The 16,386-nt window shown below is 64.7% G+C and carries 15 protein-coding genes; 10 read left to right on the top strand and 5 right to left on the bottom strand.

Annotation, left to right across the window (positions count from 1 at the left end):
• Nucleotides 1-74 precede the first annotated feature (74 nt).
• A complete protein-coding gene (gene nagA / locus AC4CS3_RS00725) occupies nt 75-1,322 on the bottom strand; it encodes an N-acetylglucosamine-6-phosphate deacetylase (protein WP_490781787.1) in 1,248 nt (415 codons plus the stop codon).
• Nucleotides 1,323-1,386: 64 nt separating this feature from the next.
• The gene (nucS, locus tag AC4CS3_RS00720) at nt 1,387-2,082 is read right to left on the bottom strand and encodes an endonuclease NucS (protein ID WP_490781786.1); all 696 of its coding nucleotides are present in this window, start codon (nt 2,080-2,082) and stop codon (nt 1,387-1,389) included.
• A gap of 69 nt (nt 2,083-2,151) precedes the next feature.
• On the opposite strand from nucS, the gene AC4CS3_RS00715 reads away from it, so the two are divergent.
• Both AC4CS3_RS00715 and AC4CS3_RS00710 read left to right on the top strand, forming a co-directional pair.
• Nucleotides 2,152-2,484 carry an Rv1322 family protein gene (locus AC4CS3_RS00715; RefSeq protein WP_236811708.1) on the top strand — a complete coding sequence of 111 codons (333 nt, stop codon included), beginning with the start codon at nt 2,152-2,154 and terminating at the stop codon, nt 2,482-2,484.
• 18 nt (nt 2,485-2,502) lie between these two features.
• Nucleotides 2,503-3,297 (top strand): alpha/beta hydrolase, encoded by a 795-nt coding sequence (locus tag AC4CS3_RS00710; RefSeq protein ID WP_490781785.1) that lies wholly within the window; start codon nt 2,503-2,505, stop codon nt 3,295-3,297.
• A 38-nt stretch (nt 3,298-3,335) separates the two neighbouring features.
• On the opposite strand, the gene AC4CS3_RS00705 is transcribed toward AC4CS3_RS00710, so the two are convergent.
• The gene (locus AC4CS3_RS00705) at nt 3,336-4,526 is read right to left on the bottom strand and encodes an AI-2E family transporter (protein ID WP_490782094.1); all 1,191 of its coding nucleotides are present in this window, start codon (nt 4,524-4,526) and stop codon (nt 3,336-3,338) included.
• Nucleotides 4,527-4,825: 299 nt separating this feature from the next.
• Between AC4CS3_RS00705 and AC4CS3_RS00700 the strand changes: the two genes are divergently transcribed.
• From AC4CS3_RS00700 to AC4CS3_RS00665, 8 genes are all read left to right on the top strand, one after another.
• Nucleotides 4,826-6,634, top strand: coding sequence for a DUF8094 domain-containing protein (locus AC4CS3_RS00700; RefSeq protein ID WP_490781784.1), 1,809 nt, complete (start codon nt 4,826-4,828; stop codon nt 6,632-6,634).
• A 36-nt stretch (nt 6,635-6,670) separates the two neighbouring features.
• Nucleotides 6,671-7,636 (top strand): co-chaperone YbbN, encoded by a 966-nt coding sequence (locus tag AC4CS3_RS00695; protein ID WP_490781783.1) that lies wholly within the window; start codon nt 6,671-6,673, stop codon nt 7,634-7,636.
• On the top strand, nt 7,636-8,739 hold the full coding sequence (locus AC4CS3_RS00690; RefSeq protein ID WP_490781782.1) for an NADH:flavin oxidoreductase/NADH oxidase: 1,104 nt from the start codon (nt 7,636-7,638) through the stop codon (nt 8,737-8,739). Before AC4CS3_RS00695 ends, AC4CS3_RS00690 begins: the two co-directional genes overlap by 1 nt.
• Nucleotides 8,740-8,837: 98 nt before the next feature.
• Nucleotides 8,838-9,629, top strand: a complete 792-nt coding sequence (locus tag AC4CS3_RS00685; RefSeq protein ID WP_441411740.1) for an ABC transporter ATP-binding protein — start codon at nt 8,838-8,840, stop codon at nt 9,627-9,629.
• Nucleotides 9,611-11,182: a transporter gene (locus AC4CS3_RS00680; protein WP_490781781.1), complete on the top strand. Its 1,572-nt coding sequence runs from the start codon at nt 9,611-9,613 to the stop codon at nt 11,180-11,182. The genes AC4CS3_RS00685 and AC4CS3_RS00680 overlap by 19 nt, the downstream gene beginning before the upstream one ends.
• Before the next feature lie 93 nt (nt 11,183-11,275).
• On the top strand, nt 11,276-12,058 hold the full coding sequence (nagB, locus tag AC4CS3_RS00675; RefSeq protein WP_437770746.1) for a glucosamine-6-phosphate deaminase: 783 nt from the start codon (nt 11,276-11,278) through the stop codon (nt 12,056-12,058).
• Between the two features lie 36 nt (nt 12,059-12,094).
• Nucleotides 12,095-12,433 carry a DUF3039 domain-containing protein gene (locus tag AC4CS3_RS00670; RefSeq protein WP_236811694.1) on the top strand — a complete coding sequence of 113 codons (339 nt, stop codon included), beginning with the start codon at nt 12,095-12,097 and terminating at the stop codon, nt 12,431-12,433.
• Between the two features lie 180 nt (nt 12,434-12,613).
• Nucleotides 12,614-14,392, top strand: coding sequence for a DEAD/DEAH box helicase (locus AC4CS3_RS00665; RefSeq protein WP_490781780.1), 1,779 nt, complete (start codon nt 12,614-12,616; stop codon nt 14,390-14,392).
• A gap of 24 nt (nt 14,393-14,416) precedes the next feature.
• Here AC4CS3_RS00665 and AC4CS3_RS00660 read toward each other — a convergent pair whose 3' ends face one another.
• Both AC4CS3_RS00660 and AC4CS3_RS00655 read right to left on the bottom strand, forming a co-directional pair.
• A complete protein-coding gene (locus AC4CS3_RS00660) occupies nt 14,417-15,043 on the bottom strand; it encodes an isochorismatase family protein (RefSeq protein ID WP_490781779.1) in 627 nt (208 codons plus the stop codon).
• The gene (locus AC4CS3_RS00655) at nt 15,044-16,372 is read right to left on the bottom strand and encodes a nicotinate phosphoribosyltransferase (RefSeq protein WP_490781778.1); all 1,329 of its coding nucleotides are present in this window, start codon (nt 16,370-16,372) and stop codon (nt 15,044-15,046) included. It lies immediately after the preceding gene.
• Between the last annotated feature and the right edge of the window lie 14 nt (nt 16,373-16,386).

Here is a 16,386-nt window from a genome sequence, read left to right as displayed (position 1 = left end):
AACGGAAGAAAGCGCGCCCGCCACTGGATGCGCCATTGGGAGCCTGCAAATTCGGCCAAAGCCAGCCAATTTCCCTACGCCAGCCAATCCCCATTCCGCAATACACCCGCGAGTTGAAGCTCTTTGTCGACGACGACGAGATCGGCCCGCAGGCCCCGGCGGAGGCCGCCGAGTTCATCGGAGAGGCCCAGGACCGCGGCGGGAACCGCCGTCGCCGAGGCAACCGCGTCGGCGAGCCCGACGCCGGCCGCAACGGTCCGCCTGACGACGTCGAGCATGGTGGCAGTGCCACCGGCGATCGATCCCGTCGCATCCAAAGTAGCGACGCCGTCCGTCACGGTCACTGGCGAGGGGCCCAGCATGTAGTTTCCGTCGGAGAGTCCCGCCGCCGCCATTGAATCGGTCACAAGGACGACGTTTGCGGCGCCTACCAGCTGAAAAACGGTTGCGACGGTGCTCGGGTCAAGGTGGGTGCCGTCCGCTATCAGTTCCACCACGGCCTTGCCCTCCTGGGCCGTGCGAAGGGAGGCCGCCACGGGGCCGGGGGAGCGGTGGTGCATAGGAGGCATGCCATTGAACAAGTGCGTGACAGTCGGCAAGGAGCTGACCCCGTCGAAACCAGCGGATTCCAAGCCTTCGCGCGCCGCAGTGAGGGAGGCGGCCGCGGTCGCGTCGTCGCAATCCGTGTGGCCGAGAGATGGCGTCACTCCGTGGAATGTCATCAGGTCCACGAGTGCCGCGGCGCCGGGAAGCTCGGGGGCGTAGGTCATGGTGGCGAGCTTGCCGGCAGCGGCTTCAACCAGCTCGGTCATGAGGTCCAGGTCCGGCTCCAGCAGATAGGCAGGGTTCTGCGCGCCGCAACGGGCATGGGAGAGGAAAGGCCCCTCCAGGTGGATTCCCGCTACGAGTCCTTCATCGGCCAAACGTACGAAAAGCTCGATGCCGCGGAGCAGGTCCTCCCGGGGCGCCGTGACCATGCTGGCGAGGAGGGTGGTGGTTCCGGAGCGGTGCAGGAAATCGATGGCCTTGCGTGCCGAGGATTCATCGGCTCCGGGGAAGTCGCCTCCGTTGCCGCCATGGCAGTGCACATCCACGAATCCGGGAACGATGTACCGCTCAGCAGGGAAATCGGTCCGGGGAGTTTCCTCGAACCCTTCGAAGGCTGCTTCGTGGAATTCGGCGGCCGGCCCGGCGAAGGCGATGCGGTCGTCCTCCACCGCCACCAGGCCATCTTCGATCACCACACCGTCGCTGACGATGGTTCCGGTAATCAAGTGGCGCACAGGCGCAGAAGAAGTTGCAGGCCGGTCTGGGACAGTCATGCTTTGATTCTAGTTGCCGGGGCCCTCGCCTGACCCGGTCTGCCCGGGATGACGGCGAGGACACCTAGAACAAGCGGGACTCGCTGTCGTCTACGCCGCGCATCGCGTCATAGTCCAGGGTGATGCAGTCGATTCCGCGGTCGTTGGCAAGGACCTTCGCCTGCGGCTTGATCTGCTGGGCGGCGAAAATGCCCCGCACCGGGGCCAGCAGCGGATCGCGGTTGAGTAGTTCAAGGTAGCGCGTGAGCTGCTCGACGCCGTCGATGTCGCCGCGCCGTTTGAGTTCGACGGCGACTGTCTTGCCGTGGCCGTCGCGGGCGAGGATGTCCACCGGACCGATGGCAGTGAAGTACTCGCGCCGGATGAGCGAATAGCCTGCTCCAAGGGTTTCGATCTGCTCGGCGAGCAGTCGCTGCAGATCGGCTTCGACGCCGTCCTTGATGAGCCCGGGGTCCGTTCCGAGGTCGTGGGACGTGTCATGGAGATGCTCGTAGATGTTGATGATGAGCCGGTCATCGGTCTTGGCCGACTGCACGGTCCACTGCTCCACCACGCCTTCTTCGACCTCGGTTTCCTCCGGCGTGGTCACCCGCAAGGTAGCGGGCGGGCTCATCCAGTTGAGCGGCTTGTAGGAGCCGCCGTCGGAGTGGACCAGCACGGAACCATCGGATTTGACGAGCAAAAGCCGGGTGGCAAGCGGGAGGTGGGCCTTGAGGCGGCCAACGTAATCTACGGAACAACGGGCTATGACGAGTCGCACCCGCTCCACTTTACTTCCTCTGCCGCCACCCCTGCCGCGCGCAACCAGCGACTGGGGCAGAATGGAGTCATGCCCCGCTCCAACCGCCCCCGACGCACCGAATCAGCCAAGGCAAGCTGGAAACGGACAGGCGAGTCGCCGGAACTGGATCTGGAACGTGCCCGTTCGGGCATTGCCCGCAGGGAAAGTGCCCCCGACGGCGACTGGATGGTCCGGACCATGACCGCACGGAATGCTGAGAAGACCTATATATGTCCTGGTTGTTCGATGGCCATCGTGCCCGGAATCGCCCATTTGGTGGTGTGGTCCGAGACGCACCTCTTCGGCGATGCCGCAGGGTTGGCGGAACGGCGCCACTGGCACAACAACTGCTGGACGGGCCGAACGTACAGGTACCGCTGAGCACTTACGCTTGGAAGCATGAGTTTCGATCCCGCTTCCCTCGTTTTCAGCCAGCCGGAGTCTGCCACGGACATCAGGGCATCCACGGTCTTGCCGGCGCACCGCGAAAACGTGGAGTTCCGCACCGAAGACGGCAAGTTGCTTGTGGGTGAGCTGGCACTGCCGGAGTCGGGCGAGATCTCGGCGACCCTTATTACGCTGCACCCCCTGCCTACGCACGGCGGGTTCATGGATTCGCACGTCTATCGGAAGGCGTCCTATCGGCTTCCGGCACTCGCCGGCGTCGCGGTCCTGCGCTTCAACACGCGGGGAACGCATTCGCCCCGGGGTACCAGCCAGGGGCAGTTCGACGAAGGAATCGGTGAGCGGTACGACGTCGAGGCCGCTGTTCGCTTCGCGGTGGAACGCGGGCTTCCGAATCGCTGGCTGGTGGGCTGGTCCTTCGGCACCGAGCTGGCCTTGATGTACGGTGCCGTGGAGCCCGTGGCTTCCCAAGTGGAGGGTGCCGTCCTCCTGTCCCCGCCGCTCCACCGTGCCACGGATGTGCACTTGAAGGAATGGGCTGCTTCGGTGAAGCCGCTGACGGTCCTGGTTCCGGAACACGACGACTATCTTCGGCCCGCCGAGGCCGCCGAACGATTCAGCCTGGTGCCCCAGGCCCGGGTCTTGGGGATCGACGGCGCGAAGCACCTGTGGGTCGGTGAGAAGTACGCTGCCCGGGTCTTGGACGAGATCGTGGACGACGTGACGGAAGCCGGTGCGGGACCGCACGGCCTGCCGCGCCAATGGACAGGCCCAGTGGCCACGGCATGATCGTTACGGCTTAACAGTCACCGCCTGACAGTCACCGCTCAGTGGCGGTCCTGCCGGACGATGAAGACTTCCTTGATCAGCAGCATGATGGCTGCCGCCGTCGGGATGGCGATCAAGGCGCCGAGCACGCCCAGTAGGCTACCGCCCGCGATCACCGAGATCACGGCAACAGCACCCGGAACGGCAACGGCCTTCTGCATGATGCGCGGCGAGATGAAGTAGGCCTCGAACTGCAGATAAGCGAAGTAGCAGATGGCGTAGATCACGGCGGTCTGCCAGCCGGCGGTCAGGGCTACCAGGATGACCACCACAGCGGCAATCAAGCCTCCCACCAAGGGGATGAACGCAAGCAGGGCAACCACGAAAGCCAGCAGGACGCTGAACGGAATGCCCAGGATGCTCATGACGATGAACGCGAACAACGCGTTGAGCAAGGCGACACAAACCTGGCCGATCACATAGTTGCCCACCGAGCGTGTGATCTCCTCGGACAGCGCCTCCACCCGGGGCCTGCGTGACCGTGGTGCGAGCCGGTATCCCCATCTCTTCATGGCAGGCAGGGCACCGAGGAAGTAGAGGCTGAGGACCAGGACGATCAGCGTTCCGAAGACCCCGTTGGCCACCGTGGATCCGAAACCGACGACGCCGCCGAAGATACCACCCATGGCGTCGGGGTTCTTGACGAACTTGTCGAGTTCCTGGCTGATCTTGTCGCGGACGCCGAATTGGCTGTCGAGGGACCGGAAGAAATCCGAATCCACGAAGCCCCGGATCCAGTCCGGAGCCTGCCGCACGATCTGCGAGACCTGTTCCACGATGGTGGGGATCAGGGTGGCGAAAAACGCCGCTACTCCAGCAACGAGGACCCCGACGGCGATGACGACGCCGGCAGGGCGCGGCACCTTGCGCTGCTCAAGCCCACGGACCACGGGGTCAAGTCCCAAGGCAATGAACAGGGCCGTAACGATCCACAACAACAGTTGGACGGTACTGGTGCCGATGTAATACAGCATGAGGGCGACGCCGACGCCGGCCGTGCCCATGAAACCGACGTACAGGGGATGTTGCGCGGACATTCTGGGGCCGGGGGAACCGAAGCGCGCACCGTCGGATTCATCCTGGGCGGGCTCGGTTGTTGCAGTGTGCTCAAGTTCGGGAGGCATTTCGAAACGGACCCGCGGTTGGGCTCCGGGAATGGGCTGGCGGAGGCGGCGCACGAAGGACGCCATCAGTCCCTCACCATGATCTTTGCCGTCCCTGGCAGACCCATCAGCCAAGCCATCCGGGCTGGTCCCCGGTTCTTGTTTGGCTGGAGTGGGATCCTTGCGCTCTTTCACGTGCTTCAGCTGCCTTTTCGTTCCGCGGTCAGGCTCCAGGAGCGCCCGATGTCATGTTGTTCGCCACACTATCAGCAGGCCGGAATTGGCGAATTCTAGAGGGTGAGCCATGCGGCGGGAAGCCCTTCGGGAGGGCCCCGAACTGACTCCTTGGTAACAAAACCGTTACCCTTGAAGTTCAACGACCGCTGATGATTGGTATTCCTGTGCGATTGAAGACTGCAGTTTCGCTGGTGCTGCTTGGCCTGCTGACACTGTTGGCCGGCATTGGCCAGCTGACCTTTTGGGCCCCGGCCGAGACCGTAACCGCGTCCGCCCCCGGTGACTCCAAAGCCGCTCCGCTGACCGTGATAACCCAAGATGTGTTGACCCACAAGGGCGGTCCCAGACAAATCAGCATCAAGGGCGATGGCAAGTTCGTGTTGGCTGTCGGACGTCCGGATGACGTCGATGCGTGGGTAGGCAAGACCGCGCACAACAGCATCACCGGTGTCTCCGAGGACGGCAAGTCCCTCCAGGTTGCCGGCACCGACGGCGAAGCAAGCTCTCCGTCGCCTGCCGGATCGGACCTGTGGGTGCAAACGGAGAACGCCAACGGACAGCTGGACTACACCTTTACCCCTCCCGCGAGTGGCAACTGGTCTCTCCTCCTTGCTAGCGACGGAACCAAGCCGGCTCCGTCGTCGGTCTCCATAACGTTCGCCAACGATGCCACTATGCCGTGGGCGGTCCCGCTTATTGTCATTGGCGCGATCCTCATCGTCGCGGGTGCGGCGTTGCCGTTCGTCAGCAAGTTCACCAGGGGCCGGGGCTCCCGCCTGAACGGTCCGCGGGGCGGTGGGAACACGGAAACTGTTCCGGAGACCGCCGGCGAAGACACCGCCAAGGAAACCGGCAAGGAAATCATCGGCGAGGACGCACCTGCCGAGGAGACCAACAAAGGCACAAACGGGGGTCCCGCACTTCGTATTTCGCTTGTAGCTGCAGCTGTTGTGACCGCCCTCGTCGGCGGCACCGCGGCAAGCGCCCAAGCGGCCGAGACTCCTTCTCCCTCCGGATCCGCGACACCGTCCGGATCCGCGACGGCGAGCCCCGCAGGGACCGCCGGTGCGCAGAACGTCCCCGTCGTGGTGGACGCGCAGCTCAAGCGCATCCTGGACCAGGTCGCCGGCGCCGTGGCTGCCGGGGATGCAGCTCGTGATGCCTCCAAACTCGCTCCCAGGGTTGACGGCACGGAGCTGCAGGTACGCACACAGAACTATAAGATCCGGTCCCAGGTCGCCACGCACGAGGCGCGGATGCCCGTCCGGTCCAGCAAACTGCTGGGCAGCGTCATCTCCACCCAGCGAACCTGGCCACGCACAGTGATCGCCCTGACCCAGGGCGATGGCAACGTGGTTCCCCAGGTCCTGACCCTCGTGCAGGCCTCGCCGCGGGAGAACTACAAGCTGAAGAGCACTTCCCCGCTTCAGCCGGGAACGTCCTTCCCGGCGATTCCCTTGGGCGGAACCGCGCAGTTGGCGGCCGGAGACAAGCCCGGGCTGCAGTACAGCGGGACCGAGGCGATGGCAGCCCTGGGCGATCGCTTGACGAAGGCCGATTCGGCGTTCAAGGACAAGCTCGTGGAAGGCACCAATTCGCCCTACATTGCCGATGTCCTTGACTACCAGGCGAGCACCGTCAAGTCCGGCACCAACGGCAATTTCACCTTCACGCACACGCCCTCTCCGACGGATACGGCTGTGTTCCGGACGTCCGACGGCGGCGCCGTGGTCGTGGGAAAGCTGAACTTCGATTTCACCAGCAAGCCCAAGTCGGATGGCGACACCCTGACCGTGGACAAAGCCGCGGCAGTGCTCGCGGGCGGGGATTCCACGAAAGTCGGCCTCGTGCAGACCTTCTCGGAGTCGGTAGCCATTTACATTCCACCGGCAGGCTCGACTGCTCCCATGAAGCTCGTTGCCGCGGTCCGCGGTCTGGTGGGGGCCAGCTTCCAGTAGGCAAATGCTGTTGGCGCAGCGGCTAGAGTGGACGGTATGAGTTCGCCAGGATCCCGTCCCGTCTCTCCAGCCGCTGCCAGCCAGCTCAACCTGCGCGGCGCCGTCGACCTCTCTGCATTGCGGCGCCCTGCGCCGGCGGCACCGAATGGTGCCCCGGCTGCGTCCGGCGGAAGCCCCGGAGGCAGCCAGCCCCTTCGCGTAGATGCCACCGAGGCCAATTTCCAGGATCTCGTCCAGCTGTCCGCGCAGATTCCCGTCCTTTTCCTTTTGTGGTCCAACCGCTCCCTGGAGGCTTCGACCCTCCTCCACAGCCTCGAAGCTGTCGTCGAAGGTTACGCCGGCAAAGTCGTGCTGGCTGCGGCGGATGTTGACGCGTTCCCGCAGCTTGCGCAGGCATTCCAGGTCCAGGCCATCCCCACCGCCGTCGCGGTCTTGAAGGGCCAGCCCGTGCCGCTCTTCGAGGGGCCCGCGTCGGACCAGGAAATCCGTGCCCTCATCGACGAACTCCTCAAGGTGGCCGAAGCCAACGGAGTGACAGGCAGCATCGGCGCGGGCGCCGCGGGTGCGGAGGCTCGTCCTTTGCCTCCACTGCACCAGGCAGCCTTCGATGCCATTGAAGCCGGAGATTACGCCGCTGCGGCCACCGCCTACCGCCAGGCGCTCGCTGAGAAACCGGCTGATGCCGAGGCCAAGGCCGGACTCGCCCAGGTGGAACTGATGGGCAGGCTCAAGCTCCTGACGGCAACGGAAGCCGAGGCCATGCGTCAGCGGGCGGCGGACGAGCCGGACAACATCGAAGTACAGCTCACGGTGGCCGACCTCGACATCTCGGGTGGTCACATCGAGGACGCGTTCAACCGCATCATCGCGTTCATTGGCCGCAACTTCGGTCCCGAGCGTGAGGCGGCGCGTGTGCGCCTGCTGGAACTGTTCGACGTCGTCGGCATTTCGGACCAACGTGTCGCCAAGGCCCGGCAAGGTCTGGCGCGGGTCCTCTTCTAATGACGCAACCGGCGTTGTTCAGCCCGCTTCAATTGCGCTCCTTGACGGTGCCGCATCGTGGCTGGGTTTCCCCTATGTGCCAGTACAGCTGCTCGCCCGACGGCGGGGGCGGCGTGCCCAACGATTGGCACCTGGTGCATCTTGGCGCGTTTGCCACGGGCGGCGCGGCCCTCATCCTCACCGAAGCAGCGGCCGTCAGCCCCGAGGGGCGGATCAGTCCGCGCGACGCCGGACTGTACACGGACGAGCAGGCGGCCGCCTGGGAGCGGATTGTGGACTTCGTCCACCGCAACAGTGCCGTGGGCGGCAAGATCGGCGTCCAACTGGCGCACGCCGGCCGCAAGGCTTCCACCTACTGGCCGTTCGCCGAAGAGAGCGGATCCGTCGCGGAGTCCGACGGCGGGTGGGTGGCCCGGGGTCCGGGTAACGAGGCGTTTGCCGGCCTTGCAAGTCCGCTTGCAATGAGCGATGAGGACATCCACGCCGTGATTTCGGATTTCGCGGCGGCAGCCTCGCGGGCCGTGGACTCCGGGTTCGACACGGTGGAGATCCACGGCGCGCATGGCTACCTCCTGCACGAATTCCAAAGCCCCTTGATCAACAAGCGCGACGATTCCTGGGGAGGCAGCGAGGCGGCACGAAACCGCTTGATGCTTGCGGTCATCGACGCCGTCCGTGCGGTCATCCCCGATTCGATGCCGTTGCTGCTGCGGATATCCGCCAGTGATTGGGCCGAGGGTGGCGTAGACATTGACGCCTCCGTGCGCCTTGCACGGGCGGCGGCCGAGCACGGCGTGGACTTGGTGGACGTCTCCAGCGGAGGCGGTGTGGCCCACCAGCGGATCAAGGCGGGTCCTGGATACCAGACGGGATTCTCGGAACAGATCCGGCGCGAAGCAGGGGTTCCCACCGGTGCAGTCGGCTTCCTGACATCCTCAGGACAGGCCGAACACACGGTGGCCACGGGCCAAGCCGATGGCGTATTCATGGCACGGGGAGCCCTCCGCGATCCGCACTGGTGGCTTCGCGCGGCTTTTGAACTCGGCTTCCCCTTGGATTGGGCGCCGCAGTATCAGCGCGCAGTTCCACGGCACAGCTTCTAAGAGCTAGTCCTTTGGGATGAGGCTGCTCCGGAAAAGGGGCCCCGTAGTTCCCCCTCCGGGACGACTCCTGGAACCTTCCCCGGGGCTAGGCTGGCTGCATGACTGTCCAGCTTCCCGGTTCCCCTCCCATCTCCCCGGTGCCTGCCTTGGCCCTGCGCGGACTGGCAAAACGCTTCGGCGGCAAAATCGCCGTCGACGGCATCAGCCTGGATGTCCCCGCCGGCTCCTTCTACGGCGTCGTTGGTCCCAACGGGGCGGGCAAGACGACCACGTTGTCCATGGCCACCGGGCTCTTGCGGCCGGATTTCGGCACGGCCTACATCCACGGCGTGGATGTGTGGACGAAGCCGCTCGAAGCCAAGAAACTGATGGGGATACTGCCCGACGGCGTCCGTCTCTTCGACCGCTTGACGGGTGAACAGCTGGTCACCTACGCCGGCTTGCTCCGTGGCATGGACAGGGACGTTGTTGCCCAAAGAGTGGGAGAGCTGATGGCCGCGCTGGATCTCAGCGGCGACGCCGGCACCCTCGTGGTTGACTACTCCGCCGGCATGACAAAGAAGATTGCCCTCGCGTCGGCGCTCATCCATGCGCCCAGGCTGCTGGTGCTGGACGAGCCCTTTGAGTCCGTGGATCCCGTCTCGGCAGCCAACATCAGGGGAATTCTTGACAATTATGTGGCCTCGGGAGGGACGGTCATCGTCTCGAGCCACGTCATGGACCTTGTGCAGCGCATGTGCGACCACGTAGCCGTCGTGGCTGCCGGCAGGGTCCTCGCCGCCGGAACCGTCGACGAGGTCCGTGACGGTGCCACGCTCGAGGACCGGTTTGTGCAGCTCGTGGGCGGCGGAAACCAGACGGGGGGCCTGGAATGGTTGCGCACCTTCTGAGCCTGAAGTGGCGGCTCCTGCGGAACGGCTTCCGGCGCAGCCCGGGCCAGCTTGTGGGCATCGCGATCGGCGGGCTCTATGCGCTGGGAGTCGTCGCGACCCTCGTGGTGACGCTCGTCGCCCTGCGGTGGGCCGACGCCGAGACGGCCCACACCGCCGTCGTCCTCGGTGGCGCCGCCGCGATCCTGGCCTGGGCAATCGTGCCCCTGATGGCCTCGGCCGCTGACATGACGCTTGACCCTTCCCGCTTCACGACGTCGGCGATCCCGATGCGCCAGCTGCTGACCGGGCTTGCCCTCGCCGGATTCATCGGATTGCCGGGCTTGTCCACGACGATTGTGGCGTTATTCACCGCGGCGACATGGTGGCGCAGCGTGCCGGCGGTGCTCGGCGCCCTGCTGGGTGCCGTGCTAGGCGTGCTGAGCTGCGTGGTCTTGTCGAAAGTCATCACGACGGCGACTGCCAGCCTCGCGGCCTCCCGCCGTTTCAAAGATGTGAGCAGCATTGTGGTCTTTGGGCCACTCGTGCTGATGGGACCGATCGTGGCCGGCGTCTTCAGGGGAGTCTCCGGTTCTACGGGCTACCTCCCGGAACTTGCCCGGACGGTCTCCTGGACTCCACTCGGAGCTTCCTGGTCGCTTGGCGGGGATTTGGCGTCCGGAGATTTTGCCGCCGCCGGCCTGAAGGCATTGATCGCCCTCGCCACTCTCCTCGTGTTGTTTGCCGCCTGGAATGCCTTGCTCAAGCGGGCGCTGGTCACTCCGCCATATTCCGGTGGATCAAGGAAACGCGGCGGGAAACTTGGCTTGTTCGGACTGCTGCCGGCAACTCCCACCGGTGCGGTTGCCGCACGCTCCCTCAGCTACTGGATCCGCGATCCGCGCTACGCAGCTTCGCTGATGGTGGTCCCGTTGTTGCCCGTGATTTTCCTGTTCCAGTCCGGGCAGTCCGGAAGCTACTCCATGCTGGTGATTCTGGGGCCCATGTCTGCCTTTGTCCTCGCATGGTCCATTGCCGCGGATGTCTCCTACGACAACACCGCATTTGCCTTGCACCTGGCCACCGGGGTCCGCGGCATTCATGACCGGCTCGGCCGGGCCTTGGCTTGCATGGCTTTCGCCCTCCCGGTGGTGTTGATCTTCGCCGTGGGGCCCTTTTTCCTGACCGGCGAATGGGGCTGGTTGCCCGGTCTCCTTGGGCTTTCCCTGGGCGTGCTGTTCACGGGCCTCGGCTTGGCCTCCGTCGTGTCGGCGCGGTACACGTCCACTGTGCCGTTGCCAGGTGACAGTCCGTTCAAGAAGCCGCCGGGAAACGTTGCCCAGACACTGGCGGTCCAGTTCGGAGGAATGGCGGTGCTGTTCCTCCTGGTCCTTCCGGAACTTGTCCTCGTGATTGTCCAGTCGGTCACGGGCGATCCGCTGTGGGGATGGATCAATCTGGCAATTGGTACGGTTCTTGGGGTGGCATTGTTCGTGTCGGGAGTCCGGATCGGCGGACGCTGGCTTGACCGGCGCGGGCCCGAGCTCTTCGCACAATTGAGCGTCAACCGTTGATTCCATGACCAACAATGACAAGTTATGGGACATGGGATAACCTCGAGTTTGAACCAGTTCATCCGGGAAACACAGCTAGAAAGGTCGTGGACGATGGAAGTTGTCATCCTTCCGGGAAGCAAACAGATCGGGGCGCTTGCCGCGGATGCCATCGAGGCACTGCTCCGCCGAAAGCCGAACGCCGTCCTGGGCCTGGCCACAGGGTCCTCTCCGCTCCCTGTCTATGACGAACTGGCACGCCGCCACCAGGAAAAGGGACTCGACTTCAGCCAGGCACACGCCTTCGCCCTTGATGAATACGTCGGGCTCGAACCCGGGCATCCGGAGTCGTACCGTGAAGTCATCCGCCGTGAGTTCACGGACCGGGTCAATATCGACCCCGCCAACGTCCACAGCCCGGACGGTACCGCGGCCGACCTTCCCGCAGCCTGCGAGGCGTACGAGGACTCCATGCGGGCACTCGGCGGCGTTGACCTGCAGATCCTTGGCGTGGGCACGGACGGCCATATTGGATTCAATGAGCCCGGTTCCTCGCTCGCTTCGCGGACCCGGATCAAGACGCTGATCGAGCAGACCCGCAAGGACAACGCGCGCTTCTTCAAGAGTATCGACGACGTTCCCCACCACGTGGTCACGCAGGGTTTGGGAACCATCATGGACGCCCGGCACGTTGTCCTGATTGCCACGGGGGCGCAGAAAGCCCAGACCGTCAGGGACTTTGTCGAGGGGCCGGTGGCGGCCATCTGCGCGGCATCGGTGTTGCAAATGCACCAGCACGCTACCATCCTGATCGATGAGGCTGCGGCTTCCTCGCTCAAGCTCGCCGACTACTACCGCCACACCTATGACAACAAGCCGAAATGGCAGAGCATCTGACGCGGTGCATCTGATCGCGAAGCATCAGCGGCTAAGATGGATGGCATGACGACGCTGCCTCCGGACCCATTCGAAAACGATCCCATGCGCGAGCTTTCCGGAGCCGGAACTTCCACTGCAACCATTGAGCGCGAGGAAGTGCGCCAGGAAGTGGAACCCGGTGACCGGGAGCGTTTCTCGCACTATGTCCGCAAGGAAAAGATCATGGAGTCCGCCCTGACAGGCGAACCCGTGATTGCCCTGTGCGGCAAAGTGTGGACCCCTGGCCGGGACCCGCAGAAGTTCCCGGTCTGCCCCGAGTGCAAAGAAATCTATGAAGGACTTCGCCCCGGTAACGACGGCGGAGACAAAGGCGGCCCGGGCGGCTCCAAGTAGCGAGTAAGCCCAAGTAGTCGGGTATTTCCTGGTAGTAGGCGGGGGAGTGCTTTCTCCTGCCTGTTTGCTGCCCTGCGTGATTCGGCGCGTCCGGAACAGATTGGTGTTTTTTGTGGTTATTTGGGTTTCGCTGGCCGCAGCGGACTTGCTTGGAATCGTTGCTGGTCAGGGGGAATCCGCGTGACTGAAACAATCTTCGGCGGCCCCGCGCTGCCTCCGGCATATCCGGAACGCGCAGCCTGGGGAACCGCCCCGAAGCTGCGCGCCTGGCAGCAGGAAGCGCTGGACTTGTACCTCAACGCGAGCCCGCGCGATTTTCTCGCCGTGGCAACGCCGGGAGCCGGTAAGACCACCTTCGCCCTGCGGATTGCCTCAATACTCCTCGACAGTGGAACTGTGAACCGCGTGACGATCGTCGCTCCCACTGACCACCTGAAACGGCAGTGGGCGGACGCCGCGGCCAAGGTGGGCATTGCCATCGATCCGAACTTCAAGAATTCCGACGGCCAGCACGGCAGGGGCTTCGTCGGCGTCGCGGTCACCTATGCGCAGGTGGCGAGCAAGCCCATGCTCCACCGGGCCAAGACCGAGGCCGCCCGCACGCTGGTCATCCTCGATGAAATCCACCACGGTGGCGAAGCGTTGTCCTGGGGCGACGGATTGCGCGAGGCCTTCGATCCTGCGGCGCGACGCTTGGCGCTCACAGGCACGCCTTTCCGTTCCGATACCTCACCCATCCCTTTCGTGGAATACGCCGAAGACCGCGACGGCATCCGCCGCTCGAAGGCGGACTACACCTATGGTTACGGCAACGCCTTGCGGGACCACGTTGTCCGTCCCGTGCTGTTCATGGCGTATTCGGGCCAGATGCGTTGGCGTACCAGCGCGGGAGACGAAATGGCGGCATCGCTCGGCGAGGCCGCCGTCACCAAGGACATCACCTCCCAGGCATGGCGGACCGCGCTGAACCCCGGCGGCGAATGGATCCCCGCGGTTCTTGCTGCCGCCGACAAGCGCCTCGGCGAGGTGCGCCGTACAGTGCCCGACGCCGGCGGCCTCGTCATTGCCACGGATCACGACGACGCCCGCGCCTATGCAGGTCAGCTCAAGAAGATCACAGGTCAGTCGCCCACGGTGATCCTGTCCGATGATTCCAAGGCTTCGCACAAGATCGAGGAGTTCACCGCCAGCGACAAGCGCTGGATGGTCGCCGTGCGGATGGTGTCCGAAGGCGTCGACGTCCCCCGGCTTTCGGTCGGCGTCTACGCGACGTCCACCTCCACGCCCCTGTTCTTCGCCCAGGCCGTGGGCCGCTTCGTCCGTGCGCGCAAACGCGGGGAAACGGCGTCGGTCTTCCTGCCGTCGGTGCCGCCCCTCATGGCCTTGGCCAACTCGATGGAAGCCGAGCGCGACCACGCACTGGACCGGCCGGAGAAGGAAGACCCGGACGGCCTCTTCAACCCCGAAGAGAACCTGATGGCCGAGGCCAACCGCGAAGAGAAGGCCTCGGACTCCTTGGAGAAGGGCAAATTCGAGGCCCTTGATTCGCAGGCATCCTTTGACAGGGTGCTGTTCGACGGCGGCGAATTTGGAACGGGAGCCGATATCGGCTCCGAGGACGAACTTGATTTCCTCGGGATCCCCGGGCTGCTCGACGCTGAACAAGTGGGAACGTTGCTCCGTCAGCGGCAGCATGATCAGCAGTCGAGGAAGAAGCGCCAATCTCCGTTGGCTGCCGCCGCGTCACCCGCGGTTCCGGACCACCGCATGTTGATGGACCTGCGCAATGAGCTGGCAAAGAACGTCGCGGCCTGGTCGGCCCGCACCGGTACCCCGCACGGCGTTGTCCATAACAAGTTGCGCGAGGTGTGCGGCGGACCGGCGGTCGCGCAGGCGAACGAGGAGCAATTGCAGTCGCGGCTGCGCAAGCTCCAGGATTGGTTCATCGGACGGAAGTAGAACTGCTTGGCGGGGCCCCGCCCCTTAGCGCTGCCCGAGTTCGACGCCGTTTTCTTCCAGTTCCGCGTAGGTCTCGTCGAGATCCTCGGCGATTCCGGCAGTGAGTTCACCGATCACTGTCACGGAGTAGCCCGCCTGCACGGCGTCCAGTGCGGTGGCCCTGACGCAGTAGTCCGTGGCGATACCTACCACCACCACTTCCTCCACTCCGTGGCTCTGCAGCCAGTCATCGAGCCCGAGGGCGTCCTCTTCCAGCTCGACGGAGGGGTCGGCGCCGGGCGCTAGTTCGCCCATGGGCACTTCGTCTTCGGGAGCGAGGACTCCTTCGAAGCCTGAGTAGGCCGCGGTGTATTGTCCCTTGCGGAAGTAAGCTTGGATGTACTCGGCGTCGAGATCCGGGTGGAGTTCGGCGCCCTTGCTCCCTGCGCGGCAATGCGGGGGCCAACTGTCCACAAGGTCCGGTGTTTCCGAGAAATGGCTGCCCGGGTCCACGTGCCAGTCCTGCGTGGCCACGACATGGTCGAAGTGCTGGTGGTTCTCATCAAGGTATTCGCTGATGGCAGCAGCCGTGGCGGCGCCACCTTCCACGGCGAGCGACCCGCCCTCGCAGAAATCGTTCTGGACGTCCACGATAATCAGGGCACGGGACATTCAGTCCTCCTCATAGACGGTGGGGATTGCCGGCTCGCCGCGCTGCAGCCTCCGGACTACCGGGGGGAGTTCGGCCATAGTGGCAGCGTGGCGTTCCTGTGCCCGGACCACGCCCTCGTGTCCCGTCCATCCCGGGAGCAGTTCGCCGTTCTTGATGAACTGCTGGAGCAGCGGGCGGTCGTTGCCGTCGTCCTCCGGCCGGTGTCCGATGCCCACGATCTCCAGGGTGGCGATGCCGAGTTCGTTGAGTTTGCGCAGGGCGTATTTGCGGCCGCCCACGCTGGCCTTGTTTTTGGCTACCTTGGCCACCGGAACGAATTCCCCGGCATCGTTGGTCCGGCTGACGAGCTTGTAGACCATGCTGGCCGTCGGGGCTCCCGATCCTGTGACCAGTGAAGTGCCCACGCCGTACACGTCCACCGGGGCCGATTGCAGGGCGGCGATGGCATATTCATCGAGATCCGAAGTGACAACGATCCGGGTGTTGGTGTTGCCGAGGTTGTCCAGCAGCTCACGGACCCACTGGGCCTGGGCCACGAGGTCTCCGGAGTCGAGGCGGACTGCCCCGAGCTTGTCACCCGCGAGTTCCACCGCGGTGCGTACCCCGGCCTCGACGTCGTACGTGTCCACCAGGAGCGTCGTGGCCGGCCCGAAGGCGGCGATCTGCGCTTCGAAGGCCTCGCGCTCGGTGTCGTGCAGGAGCGTGAACGAGTGGGCGGCCGTGCCCACGGTCTTGATGCCATACCGCCGGCCGGCCTCAAGGTTGGAGGTGCTGCCAAAACCGGCGATGACCGCGGCACGGGCTGCCGCCGTCGCGGATTCCTCCTGGGTGCGCCGGGAGCCCATCTCGATGCACGGCCGGTTGCCGGCCGCGCTGGTCATCCGGGAGGCAGCCGAAGCAATCGCGGTGTCATGGTTAAGCACGGACAAGATGTACGTTTCCAGGATGCACGCTTCCGCGAACGTGGATTCCACGATCAGGATGGGGGAGCCGGGGAAGTAGGCCTCGCCCTCCGGATAGCCCCAGATGTCGCCGGAAAACCTGTAGTCGGCGAGGAAGTCCAGTGTCTGCCTGTCAACTACTTTGTTCTGATCGAGAAACGCGAGCTCGGCGTCTCCGAAGCGGAAGTCCTTGATCCCCTCAAGCAGCCGGCCGGTGCCGGCGACGATGCCGTAGCGGCGGCCGTCGGGCAGGCGGCGCGCGAAGGCCTCGAAGACGGAGCGCCGGTGCGCCGCGCCCGAATGGAGGGCAGCTTCCAGCATGGTCAGCTCATAGTGATCGGTGTACAACGACGTGCGGGGGTGGTCCCAGGCGACGGATCTACTCACGAAATTCACTCTAG

This window comes from Arthrobacter sp. SE2 (assembly GCF_058244265.1).
The sequence above is the reverse complement of the archived record's forward strand: the minus strand, read 5'-3'. Positions and strand labels throughout refer to the sequence as shown.

Coding starts and splice junctions, on each gene's coding strand:
- AC4CS3_RS00680 (WP_490781781.1), top strand. CDS start 9,611: ATGGTTGCGCACCTTCTGAGCCTGAAGTGGCGGCTCCTGCGGAACGGC.
- AC4CS3_RS00695 (WP_490781783.1), top strand. CDS start 6,671: ATGAGTTCGCCAGGATCCCGTCCCGTCTCTCCAGCCGCTGCCAGCCAG.
- nagB (WP_437770746.1), top strand. CDS start 11,276: ATGGAAGTTGTCATCCTTCCGGGAAGCAAACAGATCGGGGCGCTTGCC.
- AC4CS3_RS00670 (WP_236811694.1), top strand. CDS start 12,095: ATGGATGGCATGACGACGCTGCCTCCGGACCCATTCGAAAACGATCCC.
- AC4CS3_RS00700 (WP_490781784.1), top strand. CDS start 4,826: ATGATTGGTATTCCTGTGCGATTGAAGACTGCAGTTTCGCTGGTGCTG.
- AC4CS3_RS00710 (WP_490781785.1), top strand. CDS start 2,503: ATGAGTTTCGATCCCGCTTCCCTCGTTTTCAGCCAGCCGGAGTCTGCC.
- nagA (WP_490781787.1), bottom strand. CDS start 1,322: ATGACTGTCCCAGACCGGCCTGCAACTTCTTCTGCGCCTGTGCGCCAC.
- AC4CS3_RS00715 (WP_236811708.1), top strand. CDS start 2,152: ATGCCCCGCTCCAACCGCCCCCGACGCACCGAATCAGCCAAGGCAAGC.
- AC4CS3_RS00705 (WP_490782094.1), bottom strand. CDS start 4,526: ATGGCGTCCTTCGTGCGCCGCCTCCGCCAGCCCATTCCCGGAGCCCAA.
- AC4CS3_RS00685 (WP_441411740.1), top strand. CDS start 8,838: ATGACTGTCCAGCTTCCCGGTTCCCCTCCCATCTCCCCGGTGCCTGCC.
- AC4CS3_RS00690 (WP_490781782.1), top strand. CDS start 7,636: ATGACGCAACCGGCGTTGTTCAGCCCGCTTCAATTGCGCTCCTTGACG.
- AC4CS3_RS00660 (WP_490781779.1), bottom strand. CDS start 15,043: ATGTCCCGTGCCCTGATTATCGTGGACGTCCAGAACGATTTCTGCGAG.